This window comes from Novosphingobium sp. KA1, assembly GCF_017309955.1.
Lineage (GTDB): Bacteria > Pseudomonadota > Alphaproteobacteria > Sphingomonadales > Sphingomonadaceae > Novosphingobium.
Genome location: NZ_CP021248.1, coordinates 1,103,435 through 1,120,832 on the forward strand (window position 1 = coordinate 1,103,435; position 17,398 = coordinate 1,120,832).

At 66.4% G+C, this 17,398-nt stretch carries 12 protein-coding genes; 5 read left to right on the forward strand and 7 right to left on the reverse strand.

Annotation, left to right across the window (positions count from 1 at the left end; genetic code table 11):
* The first annotated feature begins 29 nt into the window (after positions 1–29).
* From CA833_RS22775 to CA833_RS22790, 4 genes are all read left to right on the forward strand, one after another.
* Complete coding sequence (locus CA833_RS22775; protein WP_207080289.1) at positions 30–347, forward strand: 2Fe-2S iron-sulfur cluster-binding protein; 318 nt, start codon at positions 30–32, stop codon at positions 345–347.
* A gap of 55 nt (positions 348–402) precedes the next feature.
* Positions 403–2,007 carry a cytochrome P450 gene (locus CA833_RS22780; RefSeq protein ID WP_207080290.1) on the forward strand — a complete coding sequence of 535 codons (1,605 nt, stop codon included), beginning with the start codon at positions 403–405 and terminating at the stop codon, positions 2,005–2,007.
* 182 nt (positions 2,008–2,189) lie between these two features.
* A complete protein-coding gene (locus CA833_RS22785; protein WP_207080291.1) occupies positions 2,190–4,706 on the forward strand; it encodes a TonB-dependent receptor in 2,517 nt (838 codons plus the stop codon).
* A gap of 36 nt (positions 4,707–4,742) precedes the next feature.
* Positions 4,743–5,453, forward strand: a complete 711-nt coding sequence (locus CA833_RS22790; RefSeq protein ID WP_207080292.1) for a TetR/AcrR family transcriptional regulator — start codon at positions 4,743–4,745, stop codon at positions 5,451–5,453.
* On the opposite strand, the gene CA833_RS22795 is transcribed toward CA833_RS22790, so the two are convergent.
* Positions 5,437–5,934: a TetR/AcrR family transcriptional regulator gene (locus CA833_RS22795; RefSeq protein ID WP_242526430.1), complete on the reverse strand. Its 498-nt coding sequence runs from the start codon at positions 5,932–5,934 to the stop codon at positions 5,437–5,439. The two genes, CA833_RS22790 and CA833_RS22795, sit on opposite strands and share 17 nt — an antisense overlap.
* Between CA833_RS22795 and CA833_RS27330 the strand changes: the two genes are divergently transcribed.
* Positions 5,933–6,574 carry a hypothetical protein gene (locus CA833_RS27330; RefSeq protein WP_370584589.1) on the forward strand — a complete coding sequence of 214 codons (642 nt, stop codon included), beginning with the start codon at positions 5,933–5,935 and terminating at the stop codon, positions 6,572–6,574. The genes CA833_RS22795 and CA833_RS27330 overlap by 2 nt on opposite strands.
* A gap of 87 nt (positions 6,575–6,661) precedes the next feature.
* On the opposite strand, the gene CA833_RS22805 is transcribed toward CA833_RS27330, so the two are convergent.
* From CA833_RS22805 to CA833_RS22830, 6 genes are all read right to left on the reverse strand, one after another.
* Positions 6,662–7,726, reverse strand: coding sequence for a glycosyl hydrolase family 8 (locus CA833_RS22805; protein WP_207080295.1), 1,065 nt, complete (start codon positions 7,724–7,726; stop codon positions 6,662–6,664).
* A gap of 78 nt (positions 7,727–7,804) precedes the next feature.
* On the reverse strand, positions 7,805–8,266 hold the full coding sequence (locus tag CA833_RS22810; protein WP_207080296.1) for a hypothetical protein: 462 nt from the start codon (positions 8,264–8,266) through the stop codon (positions 7,805–7,807).
* The gene (locus CA833_RS22815) at positions 8,263–11,718 is read right to left on the reverse strand and encodes a cellulose biosynthesis protein BcsC (protein WP_207080297.1); all 3,456 of its coding nucleotides are present in this window, start codon (positions 11,716–11,718) and stop codon (positions 8,263–8,265) included. The genes CA833_RS22810 and CA833_RS22815 overlap by 4 nt, the downstream gene beginning before the upstream one ends.
* Positions 11,715–16,205 (reverse strand): UDP-forming cellulose synthase catalytic subunit, encoded by a 4,491-nt coding sequence (gene bcsA, locus CA833_RS22820; RefSeq protein WP_207080298.1) that lies wholly within the window; start codon positions 16,203–16,205, stop codon positions 11,715–11,717. The genes CA833_RS22815 and bcsA overlap by 4 nt, the downstream gene beginning before the upstream one ends.
* Complete coding sequence (locus CA833_RS22825; protein ID WP_142638655.1) at positions 16,202–16,939, reverse strand: cellulose synthase operon protein YhjQ/BcsQ; 738 nt, start codon at positions 16,937–16,939, stop codon at positions 16,202–16,204. The genes bcsA and CA833_RS22825 overlap by 4 nt, the downstream gene beginning before the upstream one ends.
* The gene (locus CA833_RS22830; protein ID WP_207080299.1) at positions 16,939–17,355 is read right to left on the reverse strand and encodes a hypothetical protein; all 417 of its coding nucleotides are present in this window, start codon (positions 17,353–17,355) and stop codon (positions 16,939–16,941) included. Before CA833_RS22830 ends, CA833_RS22825 begins: the two co-directional genes overlap by 1 nt.
* Between the last annotated feature and the right edge of the window lie 43 nt (positions 17,356–17,398).

A 17,398-nucleotide genomic window follows, 5' to 3' on the forward strand; every position in this document is an offset into this window, starting at 1 on the left:
AGAGGCCGGAACCTGGAAGAGGGCGAGAAATGGCATCGATTACCGTAATAGGCGTGTCCGGCGAGGAAAGGCTGCTCGAGGCCAGGACCGGACAGACGGTCATGGAAGTGATCCGCGACGCGGGCTTTGACGAGTTGCTGGCGCTGTGCGGCGGCTGCTGCTCGTGCGCGACCTGCCACGTGCACGTCGAAGGCGGTCCGGCCGAGGCACTGGCGGCGATGAGCGAGGACGAGAACGACCTTCTCGATTCGTCGAGCCAGCGTGGCGGCCAATCGCGCCTTTCATGCCAGCTGCCGATCACCGACGCGCTTGACGGACTGCGCGTGCGGATCGCGCCCGAAGACTGAACCAGACATATCGCTTGCCCGCCGACAGAGCGGCCAGGCAGCAGGAGTGGGAAAAATGACGGAACTGGCCGATCGGGACTATTTCACCGACCACGAGATCCTTGTCGATCCTTATGCCTATTTCGAGGCGGTACGGAGCAAGGGCCAGGTCTACCAGCCCCAGGGCAAGGATTATCTGATGGTCATGGGTTTCGAGGAAACCCTCGAGATCATGCGCAATTCGGAAGACTTCTCGGCGATTATCGGCCTGCAGGGCGCTTCCGCCCCGCTGCCGTTCACGCCGCAAGGATCCGACATCACCGCCCAGATCGAGGCGCACCGCGACGCGTTTCACGGCGGCGACCTGCTGGTCAATCTCGATGACAATCCGCACCTGCAGCTGCGATCGCTTGTCAACCGCCTGTTCACGCCCTCGCGCCTCAAGGCCAACGAGGAGTTCATCCAGGCCTTCTCGGACGAACTGGTGCGGGACGCGGTGGCCAATGGCGGCGTGGAATTGGTCAAGACGATCGCGACGCCGTTCGTCACGTTGGTCATCGCCGATCTCCTCGGTATTCCCGCCGAGGATCGCCAGAAGTTCATGGACATCATCGAGAACGCGCCGCCTCCCGGCAACCTCGACGGCGAACTCGACCTCAATGCCGAAGACCACCCGTTCGTGATCATGGGCGGCTACTTCGCGCAATATGTGGCCGATCGCCGCGCCAATCCGCGCGAGGACATCCTCTCCGAGCTGTCCAACGCGCTCTATCCCGACGGCACGCTTCCTGACGAGATGGCGATCATCAAGCTGGGCATGTTCATGTTCGGGGCGGGGCAGGACACCAGCGCCAAGCTGCTGGGCAACGCGATGCGCTACATCGTCGATCAGCCGGGGCTGCAGGACCGGCTGCGCGCCGATCCCAAGCTCATTCCGGCACTGATCGAGGAAGTCCTGCGCCTCGAAGGTTCGACCAAGCAGACCGCCCGCCTGGCGCGGCGCGATACCAGGATCGGCGATCTGGCGGTTCCGGCCGGTACGAAGATCATGCTCTCGATCGCCGCTGCGAACCGCGATCCGGCGCGCTGGGAAGACCCGCAGGCGTTCAGGCTCGACCGTCCGAAGATTCGCGAACACGTCGCGTTCGGCCGCAGCGCGCACACCTGCGCGGGCGCGCCGCTCGCCCGCGTGGAAGTGCGCATCATTCTGGAAAAGCTGCTGCAATACACGTCCGACATCGATCTCGATCCTGCGGTGCATGGCCCGCGCGGTGCCCGCAAGCTCAACTTCGAGCCGAGCTTCATCATCCGCGGCCTTTCGGAACTGCACCTCAAGCTTACCCCGGCCGAAGGCGCTGACCTTTCGTCGACACGCCCCTCGGTGATCCAGAAGACCGCGGAAGCCGCAGTGCCGGTCGCGCCTGAGACACCGGCATCCGCATCGGCGCCGGTCGCGACGTCCGGATACTCGACCGGCGTGACCAAGCTTGCCGTGCTCCTTGCCGATCCCGGCGCCAAGGCCGTGCTTGAACAGCACTTCCCCGGCATCACCACCGACAAGCGCATCGGCATGGCCAAGTCGATGACGCTGCGTGCGATCCAGAAGTTCGCGCCGGGCCAGTTCACCAACGAAACGCTCGAAGCCGTCGACCGCGACCTCGCCGTTCTGCCGGCGGCCTGAGCCGGCCGCCCACCAATCCGGACCGGTGGTCACCTGCATGGTTTCCGCCGGCCCCATGCCGATGGCGGCGCGAAAACTTCGCCCCGGCGAAACGGGCAAGCCAATCCAGCCTGATGGATTGACCGATGCGACACAGTGGCGCACAAAATTCGACAAGAAAAATCATATCGGGAGAGGATTCGATGCGTAGACAAGACGCGTTCATACTTGCTGGCGTGAGTGCGCTGGCCATGGCCAGTCCCGCGCGGGCGCAGGAGGCGGAAAGCACCACCGCCGCCGTGGGCGTCCATTCCGGCGCCACCAGCGATGCTTCGGTTGTGACCGAGATCATCGTCCAGGCGCGCCGCCGCGACGAAAGCCTTCAGGATGTGCCGCTGGTCGTGAACGCGGTGACGGCGGATTCGATCACCAAGCTGAACATCCGCAACTTCACCGAGATCAACGCCGTGGTGCCGGGTCTCCAGCTCACGCCCAACGCGAACGGCATCGGCACCTCGTCCTCGATCCGCGGCGTCAACCACGACGTCAACGTCAGCGCCGAAAACGGCACGATCCAGTACTATCGCAACGACGCGCCGGTTCCCTCGAACTTCGTCATGCAGACGATGTATGACGTTGGCCAGATCGAAGTGCTGCGCGGTCCGCAGGGCACCTTGCGCGGGCGCTCGACGCCGTCGGGTTCGATCACGGTGACCACGCGCCAGCCGGATCTGGTGGAAGCGGGCGGCTACATGGCCGGCACGCTGGCCTCGGCTTCGGCCGCCAACATCAACGGCGCGCTCAACATTCCGATCATTTCCGATGTGCTTGGCATCCGCGTGGCCGGCCTCCACAGCTTCGATCGCGGCAATCGCGTCACCAGCGTCAACAGCGACGTGAAGCCGAGCAGCGAGACCAACGCCATCCGTGCCGCGGTTCGTTTCGAACCGACGCAGTGGCTGCGTCTCGGCTTCCTCTACGAAGGCATGCAGAACACCGGCACGCGGTTCGACCAGGTGCGTTCCGTCAGCCAGTACGATCCCGACTATGTGCCCTCCGCGGGCGCGCCGGATTACGGCGAGATCGGCCTGAGCGACCGCCTCTCGGTGCAATCGCGCCCGAGCACGACCTCGCAGAAGTTCCAGTTCTACAACTGGAATGCCGAAGTCGATGTCCTCGGCCAGCGCCTGATCTACGTGGGTTCGGCGACTTCGCAGAAGTACCATAGCTACGGCGTGCGCGACCTCGCGAACTTCTTCCCGGATCTCGCCGTCGCGCAGATCGCGGACACCAAGGGCACGACCAGCAGCCATGAAGTGCGTCTGCAGAACCTCGACCGGGTTGCCGGGCTGTTCGACTACGTCGCCGGGTACTTCCACTATGCGGTGCCGTCGCAGACCAACCTCGACGACCTCAGCATAACCCAGTTGCGCCTTGCCGGACTCGGCTTCCCGATCGCCGCACCGAGCGTGACGGACACCCCGATCTACGTTGCCAAGGGTACGCCGACGGAAGATTCCTTCTTCGGCAACGTGACCTTCCACCTCACCGAAGCGACGGAACTGTCGGGCGGATTGCGGCGTATCCACTTTACCGACAACCGCGATGGCCTGTTCATCAGCTGTACGCCCGAAATGTACGCGGCGGGCAACTGCACGCGCCAGAACGGCACCCAGTCGGACGTCAACGAGAACGCCACGATCTACAGCGCCAGCATCAAGCATCGCTTCACGCCGGACCTCATGGTCTACGCCTCCACGGGGAGTTCCTGGCGTCCCCCGGTCGTGGCGATCGGCAATTTCACCCATGCGGACTACACCGCGAACGAGATCGCCCATATCTCGTTGCCTTCGGAAAGTTCGAAGTCCTACGAGATCGGCTTGAAGTCCGATTGGTTTGACCGCAAGGTGCAGTTCAACCTGACCGCGTACCATCAGGACTACAAGAACTACCCCTACCGCTCCGGCGGGGCAGGGATCGCCTATATCAACATCAACTCGGCCGGCGCGCCGACGATCGGCAACTTCAACTTCGTCAGCGCGGTGCCGATCAAGGTCAACGGCGTCGAGGCCGAACTCGCCTTCACGCCGACGCCGCGCTGGAATCTCGGGGCAACGGTCAACTTCGCACGCAGCCGTATCGGCAACGCGCTGCTGGCTTGCACCGACGCGCTGAACAACCAGAGCGGCGCGGTCGGCTCCGACGGCATTCCCGATACGGTCACGCCGACGCTGGCGCAGATGCAGCAGGCCTATGGCGGCGAGCGCGTGGCGCAATGCGCGGGCGGCGGACAGTCGGCGACCTTCCAGCCGGAATGGTCGGGCGTGTTCAGGGCCGAATACACGCTTCCCCTGAACAACGATGTCGATGGTTACCTGCGCGGGCTGTTCAGCTGGAAGGGCAAGTCCCGGACCGACCCGAACAATCCCTATGACAACGTCAAGGCCTATGGATTGCTGAACCTGTTCGGCGGCCTCAGGGCCCAGGATGGCGGATGGGAAGTCTCGGTCTACGCGAAGAACATCTTCGATACGACCAAGCTGCTGAGCCAGGACGATCTCGCGCAGTTCACCTCGGTGACCGACGTCTATCTCAGCCCGCCGACCTACAGCGTCTCGGGCATCGGATCGACGGTCTACAGCAGCCGCTATGCCGGTGTGGCGGTGACCGCACCGCGTGAATTCGGCGTGACGTTCCGCGTTGCGTTCGGCTCGCGCTAAGGTTCCTGCGAAAGGGAGGGCCAAGGGGCGTCCCTGATGATGACGAAGCAAGACGATGGCGCTGTCGCCAGACGGGAACGGGCCCGCCCGAAGAAAGGGCAGGGCCCCGACCTGCACCGTCTGGAACGCAGCGCCCTCGCGGCCTTTTCACGGCGGGGGTTCGCGGCCGTGGGGCTTCGCGAACTGGCAGCCTCGATCGGTATCGCGCCGACCCTGATCCTCTATCGCTACGGTTCGAAACTCGGCCTGTGGAAGGCGCTCGTGGATGAGCTTGGCCTGCGGGTCGATCAGGCCTGCGCGGCGATGGACAGCGCGTTCGCGGCGGCGCAGCCGTTTCCGGACAGGGCCAGCGCCGCGCTTCGCCCCTTCGTGCGGCTCACTATCGAGATTCCGGAACTGGCGCCGCTGTTCATCGGTGAAATGTCGGAGCCGGGAGAGCGACAGGACTACCTTCTCGACAAAGTCTGGAGCCCGTTTCTCGTCTCGCTGCTGCCGATCATCCACGACGCCGAGCGTTTCGGCAATTCCGATCTCGGCGTCCCGAAATTTGCCGCATTTTCGATCCTCAGCATGATCTTTGCGGCGCAGTACATGGCGCCGGTGATCGGTCTGGCAGCGGACGCGCCGCAGCATGACCCGCTCGCCCGGGTCCTGAGGCCGATCGAGCGCCTGCTGACGCTCGATCTCGCACAGGATCGCGCCTGCGATCTTTCAACCGGGCGCAGTCCCCTCAATCCGGCGCCATGATCGAGGTGGACAGCAGCCGGTAAAGGATGCGCGCGATTTGCGAGACGCTGTAGGTGTCTTCCGGCTGGCCGACCCACCAGGCCAGTGTCTCCGCGATCAGCGAGGCGGCGCAGATCGTTCCCAGTTCGGTGGGCAGCCAGGCGTTGATCGGCTGTTCGCCCTTGGCCACTTCCATCGAGACCCGCAGCCATTCCTCCCGCATGGCGCCGCCGGCGCCGCCGTTGAGCAGGATCGCCCAGAGTTCGCGGTGTTCTGCCACATAGGCGCAGAGGCCCTCGAAACCGGCTTCGTAGCTTTCGGCATCGCGGATCGACAGCGTCAACTGGTTGAGGCGGGCGATCTCGTCCTTGGCAATGGCGTCGAGCAGCGATTCCTTCGTTTCGTGGTGACGGAAGAAGGTGGCGTAATGGACCTTTGCCTCGGCGCAGATATCGCGCACGGTGATCTGGTCGAAGGGCTTGCGCTGGAGGAGTTGCAGCATGGCTTCCTGCAGCGCCTTGCCCGATCGCAAGGCGCGGGCATGGGTCGATCTTGATGATGCCAGTGGCTCGGATTTATGCGATACGGTATCGCCTAAAGCTCGATTCGGTTTTTTGTTTTCGGCCATCGGGTCGTGTGTGACGCAAAAAGGCCGGTTTGCGCAAGCGCTAGCCGGTCCAGTCCAGCCGGTCGCCCTGACCGGCCGGACTGAGCCAGCAAACTGGCCAGCAACCTGGCCGGTCAACGTTCAGGGCCGCACAAGAACAGGCGGCCTGATCGCAGGCGATCAGGCCGGTACCATTGAAGAGAGGATTGCAACTATGCTTCGTCAAATTCTGATCGCCGGAACCATGGCCCTCGTCGCCGCGCCGCTTTCGGTGGTCTGCGCCGGGACCGCAGCGGCCGCCGCGGTGGCCCCCGCCTTTTCGACATCGGAGAGTTCGATCGGCACCCTGCTCGACAATCCGGCCACGAAGGCGATCCTCCAGAAGTATCTTCCCGATCTCGTCAGCAACCCGCAGATCGAAATGGCGCGGGGCATGACCCTGAAGCAGATCCAGTCCTATTCGGCCGACACCGTCACCGACGAGGTCCTGGCCAAGATCGATGCCGATCTGGCGAAGGTCCCCGCGCCCAAGTAAGCGCGTTCACGGTAGCCGCCCGCCGTGGCGGCTCCATCTTCGGCAACTGCCCCCAGGGCCGAACTCCGTAACAGGCAGCCGGGGTGGCTACAGGCCAGTCGGCAATTTTGCCAGCAGCTGCAGGGAGGCGGCATAGTAGTCGTCGTCGAGCGCGGCGGGCTGCGCCGTGCCGAGCAGCAGCCCGGCCACTGCCGCGCCGCCGTTCGAAAGCGCGTAGTTCGCTTCCTCGCCGGTGACGACGTCGATCCATGCCGGGATCGGCTTGCCCCCGGCAAGGCAGGCGCGCCAATAGGCCGCGACGTCGGCTGCCAGCACCTTGCGATTGCCCAAAGCGGCGTAAAGCGGCACGCGGATCGCATCGTATCCGAAGCGGGGCGGCTTGTCGCTTGCCGGGGCAAGCTGTGCTGGGCCGCTGATGGTCATCCAGTCACAGGGAAGATGGCGCGCGCCGAAGCGGGCAAGGCCCAGCAACTGGGCGCAGTCATCGATCACCGGTCCCCATATGCCGGCGCCGTCGATGCGCGCAAAAGCGTCGAGCGCAGGCCACACGAAGTAGGACGGGTTAAGCGTGACGCCGCCGCCGGTGACAAAGCCCTGGAGGCCCGGCAGCAGCAGATGGCGCCCGTAGCGTTCGATCACGCAGTGGCTGCGAATGGCGGCGCGGATTGCCGCAGAGCGTGCCATGTAGTCCGGCCGGTCCCATCGTTTTCCGGCCAGGTGCAGCGCCCAGGCGATGACAAGGTCGCCGTCGGTGGCGTTGTTCTTGTCCGCCACCGGGTCGGCGGCGGCGGGATCGTAGCGCCAGCAATGGAGGGCGATGTCCTTGCGCGACAACTGCTCCTGCGTCCAGCGGGCGATCCGCTCGAAACTGTCGCGATCATTGGCGTTGTAGGCAAAGATCAGGCCATAGCTCTGGCCTTCGCTATGGCTGACCCCCTTGTTGCCGGTATCGACGATGCGGCCGTCGGCCATCATGTACTTGTCGCGATAGGCGGTCCAGGTCAGCATACGCGAGCCCCCCCGCGCCGGATCGCGGCTCTGCGCGCCGCCGTTGCAGGCAGCGGTCAGCGCCAGCATCGCGCCGAGCGTGAATTTCCGGCGATCGAGGGCGGGGAAGGCCGCAAACGGTTCGGTCCGGGTATGGCGTGTCATTCTGGTCTTCAAATCCTTGCGACTGTCACGAATTCGGCGTCGTTTGCCTGGGCCGTAAACCCATAACCGCCAAAAGATTTACCGACCGTGACGCACTTCCATGATGTCATCCTTCCAAAGCGCCTTGGTCGTCAGCGCGGCGCCGCTGCCCAGCGCGCGGAACCAGGCGTCGTAGGCGCCTTCGAGAATGCCCAGAAGCATCGCCTGCCAGGCATGACGCAGGTCGGGCACCACCGGTTCCGGCAAGCGGGCATGGCGCACGACGATCGCATCCTCACCCACGACGAGTTCGATCTGGCCCCAGTCCAGATCGCGCCAATAGGCGTTGATCCGGGTTTCGAGCACGCCGACGTCGCTGACGTCATCCAGCGGGACCAGCGCGGCGACGCGCCTGCCCACCGAGGAAAAGAACGCCCGCGCCTGCGCCGGCGGCGCGCTCTCGCCGATCTCCGCGGCGGTAAGGGTGGCCAGCAAGGCGACGCCGCCGATGCCGGAAACGTCGGTATCGTGTCTGGGTGGTGGAAATGACTGGAACTTCATCTGCCCGTGTTCCCGAAGTTCTGCCTGACGCTGAACAAGCTACGGAACTCGTTATAGGTTCCGAAGGTATTATAGCTTGTTTCGCCGCCGATCCGTGTTGTTGGCGATATCTTGTAATAAAGCGACAGCAGCGCGGAGAGCGCGAAGCCGGTCTTGCTGCTCTCGTCGTAGAAGGAGCGGACGTCGTTATCGTCCGCCTTGGCATCGTCGAGGTGCCCCTGCAGGTCCGCATCCGTGGGATAGAGCGGGCTGGCATCCTGGCTGTAGCTCTGGAAGCCGGGGGTGAACGAGGCGCGCATGTCGAACCGGTCGTTATTCAGGGTGTAGTTGACCGGGAAGCCCACCGAGATGAAGCTTTGCGGGCTGAAGTAGCCGCCGTTGCCCCAGGTGAAGTAGTTCTGGCTCTTGTCGTAGTCCTGGTAATTGACGTTGAGCCCGACCGTGAGTGCCGAATGCGGGCTGGCATAGGCCCGCAGGTAACCGCCGACGTTGGCCTCGAAGCCGTCATTGCGCACGACCCTGGTCCCGTTGAACCGGTAGTAGCGCCCTTCGCCGTAGACACCGCTGCCATCGCGGTCGTAGGACAGGCCGCCGCCGAAGCCGGTGCGCATGACCTGGCCCCAACGCTCCTTGCTGACGGGATCGACGACGCCGGCATAAGATAGCACGCTGTCGGTCACCGGCTTGCGCTCGGCCACCGCGCTCACCCGGAAACCGGGGCTCACTTCAGGCGTGACGGCGCCGCGGAAGGTGACCTTGGTCTTGCCCATGCCGATCGGCGTGGTGCCCGCTTCGGCCTGGGCAAAATCGCTTTCGTAGCCGGCCGAGAAGGCCACGCCAGAGGCATTGACGCTGCCGGGACCGTCGAACTGCGCCTCCGTCTGGGCGACGATGTTGTCGGCCTCGATCGTGGCGTTCTGGCCGAACCGCGCCTGCCCGGACTTGCTGGGCGAACCGGCGTCGAGCACGGTCGCTTCGGCCTTGGCATAGACGCGGCCGGTCGGCACGTCGGTGGAGAAGCGGACCGAGCCCTTGATCTCGTCGAGGCGGCTCAGTCCCTTTTCGCCCGAGCGCTGGCGGTAGCCGGTATCGACATCGACACGCGGTCCGGTTTCCTGCGTCAGGTTGGCGAGCTGGGACTGGATCTGGGCCATGACCGGATCGGCGGGATAGGCGCTCGCCGCGTCAGCCGGGACCGGCTCGGACATGTAAGGCGAGGAATAGGCGATCGCTCCGCCTGCCGGGCTGGCTCCTGCGCCGCTTGCCAACGGGGCCTGATAGGGCGCGGCGGCATAGGCCTGGGCAGGCGCATAGGCTGGCGCAGCGGCCGAGGGCAGCCGGGTGCCGGAACCCAGGGCAAACGGATTGACCGCCTGCGGCGCTGCTACGGCCTGGTTGCGGAACGGATTGGCGCCGCCGGCCGGGCTCATCGCCGCAAAGGGATTGCCGCCTGCCAGACCGTCGATCGAGGTGCCGCCCTGGCGGGCGGTGTAGAGCGCACGCGCTTCCTTGAGGTAGCGCGCCGCGGCACGGTTGTTCCCGCGTGACTGTTCGATGCGCGCGATGGTCATGCGCACTTCGTAGTCCTGCGGGAAGGCCCGCAGCACATCGTTCTGCGCCTTGCGTGAAAGGTCGTCGTCGCCGGCCGCCTGCGCGGTATCGGCCAGTCCGAGCAGGGCGTCGCGGTCCCCCGGCTTGCGGGCGAGCACCAGTTGCCAGGCCTGCGCCGCGCGTGCCGGCATCCGGCCGCTCTGGTAGAGGCGGGCAAGCCCGGCCAGCACGTCCATGTTGTCAGGCGCGGCGCTCCAGGCGGATTGCAGGATATCGAAGGATTCGGCAAAACGCCCTTCGAGCCGGGCGCGGTCGGCCTGCGAGACCATCAGCGCCCCGTTCATCCGGGCATAGGCGCGCTGGCTGTCCGCCGAGCCGCCGGCCAGCGATCCGGCGCGTTGCAGCATGTCGCGGGCAAGATCGTCGCGGCCGACGCGGGCCAGCGTGCCGATCAGCCCTTCATAGTCCTCGATGCCGGTGGCATTGCCGTGCGTCGCATTTTCCGCGACGGCAGCGGCACCGGCGGTATCGCCGAGGTCATAGAGCGCATTGGCGATCGCGGCCTGCTTGCCCACCGGAATGCCGCTCATCGAGCCGAGCTGGCGCAGGGAGGCGAGGGCCTGCGCGCTCTGCCCCGAAGCGCCCATGGCCTTGGCACGGGCGATTGCCTCGTCGGTCTTCACGCCCACCGCGAAACTGCGCATCTGGGCGGTGCGCTGGGTTTCCGGGATCATGTCGATGAGGCGGCTGGCCTCGGCCGGGCGGTCGAGGTCGGCGTTGAGCAGCGCGGCGGCATAAAGCGCGTCGGGCTTGCCCTTGGATACCAGGGAACGCAGCAAGGCCTCGGCTTCCGGGACGCGGCCGCGCTTGATGTTGAACTCGGCAAATTCGTAGCGGATCCACGGATCCTCGGGATCGGCGACAAGGCCGTTCTGGAACTCGCGCGTGGCGCCCAGATCGTCCCCGGCAGCGGCGGCGGCAAGCGCGCGGCTGCGCGCCGCGCTGACCTGCAGGCGCCGGTCGTCGGCGCTGCTGGCGTTTCCGGTTTGCCCTGCCTGCCGATAGAGTTCGGCGGCATCGGCATGGCGGCCCTGCTGCTCGTAGATGTTGGCGAGCAGTTCGACCGCCGGGCCGGACTGCGGATAACCGGAGTGGACCAGCGCTTCGGCGGTGGTCTGCGCCGCCGTCAGATCGCCGCGCGCCAGGGCATCGCGGGCCTCGCCAAGGCCGGCAAAGAAGCGCGCTGCGGCAAGGCCGCTGCTCCATTGCTCGGCGCGGCCGAGGCGCGAGGCCTGCCCCAGCAGATCGGCCGATTCCGCGAAGCGGCTCTCGCGCAGGCGCACGATGCCAAGTCCGCCAAGCGCATCGGCATCGCGCGGATTGACCGCGAGGGCGCGCTGGAACTGGCTGGCCGCGCCGTCGAGGTCGCCCTTTTCAATAGCCGCGAAACCGGCCACGCGGGCCTGCCCGGCGCGGTTGCTGGCGGAGGAGGGGGCAGGTTTGGCCTGTGCGGGTTTGGTCTGTACAGGTTTGGCCGGGGTTGGGCCGGGCCGCGATGCCGAGGCCGCATTGCCGGTCTGGCGCGGCTGAGCGGGTTTGGCAGATGCAGCGGCGGCGGGTTTCGCCGCAGCCGGAGCGGCGGGCGTGGGAGCCGCCTTGCCGCCGCCGTTCATGGCCTGGGCCACGGCCGGATTGTTGGGATCGAGCGCGCGGGCACGGCGCAAGGCCTGCTGGGCCAGATCCTCGCGCCCCTTGGAGCGCCAGTAGCGGGCCTGCTGCAGCAGCGCGGCGACGCCGCTATCCTGCGCCGAGGCGACACCCACGCTCACCACTTCCGCCCCGGTCGAGGCGAGCAGCAGCGCCAGGCAGGCCAGGCGCAGGGGTTTGCGGGCTACGGTCATGCGGTATCGTCCGTATTGCCGAGGCGGCGGGCAGCCTGGCCGCGGAAGTAGAGATAGGCAGGCCCTGCCAGCAGCACGGCAAGGGCAAGCGCGAAGATCGCCATCAGCATCGGGCGCTGGCTGAACCAGTAGGCCAGCTTCATCCAGACCGGCAGCGAACCGGTCCAGTAACGGTCGCCGATCGCGAAGCTGGCCATGCCGTCGCCCTTGGTGACCGCGAGATCACCCTGGATCGAGGCGTTGAACTTCACGTCGGCCATGCCGTCGACGAGGCCGGGAAGGGCCGAGGGATCGTCGGCCAGGACGGCAACGACCGTGCGGTCCGAGGCGTAAGGCGAGCGGAAGCTGACGATGCCGGAAAAGCCCCGGGCGTTGTAGACCATCGGTGCCGCGTCGGCGGGATCGTCACTGCGCGTGCCGCCGAAGAGCGACGTGACGTATTGCAGCGGCGAGCGTTCCGAAACCTGGAGATGGCCGTTCACGAAACGCACCGGGGCGCTGTCGAACAGGGTGCCGCCGGCGAGCTGCGAGCCGCCGATCACCAGCAGGTCCTGGCTGTCGAGCCGCGAGGGATCGACGCTGGAGGTAATGGTGATCGCCGTTACCGGCACGCCGGTGGAATCGCCGAAGCGGCCCATCAGCCCGAGGAACGCCTCGACCGTTGCCGCCGAGGGGGCATCGGCCATCACGACGGTCGTCTCGGCAAGGTCGGGCGCCACCGTGAAGGGGAAACCGGCACCGGCGAACGTGGCGAGATCGGGCATCATGATCGCGTGGTAGGCGCTGGAGAAGTCGATCGTGCTGTCCGGATCAAGCGACGTGCGCACGTTTTCGGGCAGGGTGCCGGTGCACTTCTTCTTGTCGGCAATGACCATGTTGTAGTCGAACGTCAGTTCGTTCTGGCCGAACAGGTTGTAGCGCGGCAGCGGCAGCGACGCCGTGGAATCCTGGCTGCGCACGCCGTTCGCACCGAACAGCGCGCTCCACCAGGTGGAGCCCATCGGCAGCGACTTGAGGTACTGGCCATTGAGCGAGACGTCGAGGCGCGAGGCGCGCTTGTCGAGCCACTGGGCGACCGGATAGCGATAGCCGAGGCTCAGCTTGCCGCCTTCTCGCGGCCAGAAGAACAAGTCGGGCGCGACGCGGAAGCTGGTGGTCAGCGGGCCGGGGCGGAAGCCCATGCCCTGAAGCGCATAGGCGGGCATGATCTCGCCCAGCTTCACCGGCCGGTCTGTCGAGACCCAGCGCAGCGCGCCGTATCGCTTCCAGGCCGGGATGCGAACGTCGTCGAAGTTCATGCGCTGGCCGCCGAACACGCCGCGCCCCAGCGCCACGGCTCCGGCGGCGAGGCGCAGTTCGCCGTCGCTGCGGCCCATCAGCACCAGCAGGGTGCCCGAAGGATCGGCCGGGTTGCGCATGACGGCAGCCGAAGCGCCGCTGGGCGGCGCGATGGCGAGGCCGGGGATCGATTGGCCCTGCTTGAGGAAGACCACCGCATTGCCCTTGGGCAAGGCGCCGAAGACCGGCTTGAACGAGAAGCCCCGGTAGCTGGCGAGCGACCCCAGCCAGGAGGCGGTGGCCGCTGCCGCTTCCAGCTCGCCCTTGCGGGGCTGGCCGGCAAACACGAAGGGCACCGTCAGCGGCAGGTTCTGCCCCTTGTCGAAAAAGGGCAGCGGCATGCGCGCAAGGTCAGGCGCAAAGGGCAGTGGCTGATACTGGAAATCGATCCACGAGCGCACGTTGCTGATATTCGCCCAGAGTACCGAGTTGAACGGATCCTCGCAGTCGGTCGCGTAGTGGCCGACCAGGCGCAAGTTGAGCTGGTTGTCGCCCGGCAGGAACAGCGCGGGGTTGATCGCGATGCGCAGCGCGCGGCCGCCGGCATCGGCACGGGAGAGCGGGATCGTCTGCACCGCCTCGCCGTTGAGGATCACTACCAGGTGGCTCATGCTGTCGAGCATCATCGGCGACCAGGCCATCTGCAGGGTCATGACCGCCGAAGTCACCACACGGTCCTGACGCATGCCGAACGGTATGCCGATTTCCCCCTGGGTGCCCTGGAGGCGGATCGGGGTGGTGATGCGCATGTCCTTGAGCGTCAGCCGCTCCGCAATGGTGCCGGCCGCGGGCGCGGCTCCGGCTCCGGCTTCACCGCCGGCCGCAGCGGCGGCGGGCTTTGCCGGAACGGGCGCGGCGTGCACCTCGCGCGAGCCGAGCACGATCGTCGCCAGACCGAGCGCGAGTGCGCAGGCCAGCGCGGCTGCCTTGCCGAGGCTGATGCCCCGTGTCTTGCGGGTCGGCGAGGGCGAAACAGAGGCAGGGGCGGACGGCGTGGCCGCGACGGGGGCCGAAGGCGCGATGAGTGCGGCTAGCTCGGCTTCCCGGCGCATGGCGCGGCGTTCGGCAAAATTGAGGCGAAGCATACGTTTAATGGTCACCATGTCGACGATGATGATGTCGGCCAGCGAACGCAGGCCGGTCACCTGGACGTGCGGCGAGGCCGGTTGCCAGGCATCCGCACGGCCCATCACGGCGCGCACGAGGTGGCGTCCGGCCAGGACGTCAAGCTGTTCGAAGCGCACGAAGGCGCGGTCGCCGGTCGTGCGCACGGTTTCCACCGGGATCGACAGGACTTCGTCGCCCATCGCCATGGTGATGTGCCGCACGGCATTGTCTCCCGCCGGTCGTCCTTGCGGCAGGGCAAGGGCGGCGCCGCCCATCGAGATGTCGAGGGTGCGCGTTTCCAGCACGTGCCCCGATGCGAGATAGGCCGTTACCGGCAGCTCCACGGGAATGCGGATGTCCTTGCGGGCCTGGCGGGTTTCGCGCGCCACCGAAACGGCGGCGATCAGGATCACGAGACTGAACACGGCCCACGAGATGTTCAGCACCAGCGTGTCGGTCTGGACGTTGAACATGTAGGGGAAAAACGCCCATTTGATCACGGCCAGTGCGATCCCGGCCAGCAGCAGGCCGATGGTGATGAGGTGTGGCTTGACGATCGCCCAGTCGAAATAGGTGCGATCGAGCAGGCTGCCCTTGTCGGTGACGTTGAACTTGCCCTTGCGGGGCTGGAACCATGTCATCAAGGTCGGCTTGACGAGGTGGAAGGCCAGAATGGTCTCGTAGACCTCGCCCCAGAACGGCCGCCGGTCCGCCCCTTGCGTGCGCAAGTTCGAGGCCGAGGCGCAGAACAGGTGCGGCAGGGCATAGGCGAAGATCAGCGAGGCCGAGGCCTGGATGATGTTGAGGCCAAAGATCAGGTAGGCGAGCGGACTGGTCAGGAAGGCGATGCGCGGCAGCGGATACTGGAAGTGCAGCATCGCGTTGAGGTAGCAGAGGCGCTGCTGCCAGGTGAGGCCGGGGCCGAACAGCGGATTGTCGATGCGCAGGATCTGCGTCATCCCGCGCGCCCAGCGGATGCGCTGGCCGACGTGCAGCACGAGCCGCTCGGTGGCGAGCCCGGCGGAAAGCCGCGCGCTGATGTAGGCGGTGTTCCAGCCGGTGCGCTGCAGCTTGAGCGCGGTGTGGGCGTCCTCGGTCACCGTTTCACCGGCGAAGCCATTGGTTTCCATCAGCGCTTCGCGGCGGATGATCGCGCAGGAGCCGCAGAAGAAGGCCGCGTTCCACAAGTCGTTGCCGCCCTGCACCGGGCCGTAGAACAAGTCGCCTTCGCCCGCCATGTCGTCGATCACGCCGGCGAGGTTGCGCTGGACCGGATCGGGCGAATACATGTGGTGCGGCGTCTGCAGCAGGGCAAGGCGCGGGTCCTTCTGGAACCAGCCGACGGTGAGCTGGAGGAAGGCGCGGGTCGGCACGTGGTCGCAGTCGAAGATGGCGATGAGCTCGCCGTCGGTCTTTGTCATCGCCGCGTTGAGATTGCCCGCCTTGGCGTGCAGGTTGTTGTCGCGGGTGATGTAGCCGCAGCCTGCTTCACGCGCAAAGGCGCGGAATTCCGCGCGCTTGCCGTCGTCGAGGATAAAGACGCGGTAGCGGTCGGCCGGATAGTCCAGGTCCATCGCCGCGAACACCGTGTTGCGCACGATGTCGAGGCTTTCGTTGTAGGTCGGGATGTAGATATCGACCGTGGGCCATTCCTCGGAAGGGCCGTTGGGCTCGATCACCGGACGGTCGAGCGGCCAGCTGGTCTGCAGGAAGCCAAGCGCCAGGATCACCCAGGCGTAGAGTTCGGCGAGATAGAGCCCGCCGCCCAGCAGGAATTCGGGCAAAGTGCCGAAGGCCAGGGTCTGGGTCGTGCGCCAGAACATGTAGCGGGTCGACATCAGCAGCGCCAGCAGGCCAAGCGCCAGCGCGCCCTTACGGCCCGGCCAGCGCCGCATGAGCAAGGTTCCGCCAACCGCGACGGCTGCGAAGATCCACTGCGCGTTGTTGTCGAGCGGCACGCTCACGACCAGCGCCGCGATCACCACGACCAGCGCGATCACGAGATAACGCAGTATTCCCCGCTGCAGAACCTTACCCGTCATGCAGCGCGGCTCGCCGCGGAGGGGGCGATCCAGACCGGATCGGTGGAATGAAGCGCGTCGACCAGCTTGGCCGAAATCGCGCGCACATCGCTGAGCGCGGCGCTGGCCGGGGCGTAGCGGGACAGCGGCTGCAGCATCGCCATCGCCTCGGGCACCGCTTCGTCGGAGCGGATGCGGCCGATCAGCCGCTGGCCGGCCAGCTCGCGCACGAAGGCGGCGCCGTGGCGGGACAGGCGGCGGGTCTCGTCAAGAGCGTTGATGACAAAGGCCGTGCGCGACAGGCCGTCGGTCCCGGCTTCGTCGAACATCTGCGGGAGCAGGGCGAGGCTGTCGGGCTGCACGGTCAGGGGGCAGACGTGGGCGCAGGCAGCCTGGGCGATGCGCCGGGCGGCGCGCCAGTCGCCTGACGGAACGTCCAGCACCATGACCCGGTCCTTGCCGGGCGAGAGATAGCCAAGATCGTTCAGCATCGGCAGCAGGTCGGCGTCGTCGGCCGAACGGGTCCAGTGGCGCAAGTTGATGCCGCCGACCAGCACCGCCTCGTCGGCAGGCGCGGTCAGCGAAGGAAGGCTGATCGCCTGCGACAGGCCGAAATGAAGCGGCATGGTATCGCGCGCTGCAAACGTCAGCACGGTGACGTCGGCGCCTTCGGCGGACAGCCCCATCGCGAGGTGCGCGGCGACAAAGGTCGTGCCGGTGCCGCCCTTGGGTCCGTGGCAGAGAATGACGGGCATCAGGCGTCTCCTTCGCGCGGAGCAGTGCCGGTGGCGGCACCTTCCGTCTCGACGGCGGCCGAGAGGCGGCGCAGCAGCGCCCGGACGTCTCCCGACGAATCGGCGGGGCGCGGCGCGGGGGCGGAGGCTCTCGCAGCCGGTTCGGAGCCGTGTTCGTAGCGGCTGAAGAGGACCTGGATCTGTTCCTTGGGCGCTTCGGGCACCCGCTCGTCCGGGGCAGGAACTTCGCCAGTGCCGCGCGTGGCGGACTTGGAAACCTGCGGAGCGGCCTGATCCAGCGCCTGCAGGCGCGGATCGCGCAGCAAGGCCTCCAGGATCGGCCAGAGCTCCAGATCGGTAAACCGATCCTCGAATTCCTTGTAACTGAAATCGCTTCGGCCCAACCGGTCCAGAAGGTTTCTTGCATCAATCCGCATGGTGCCAGGTCCCCAGTCTCTTCCGCCATACTGATTAAAAGTG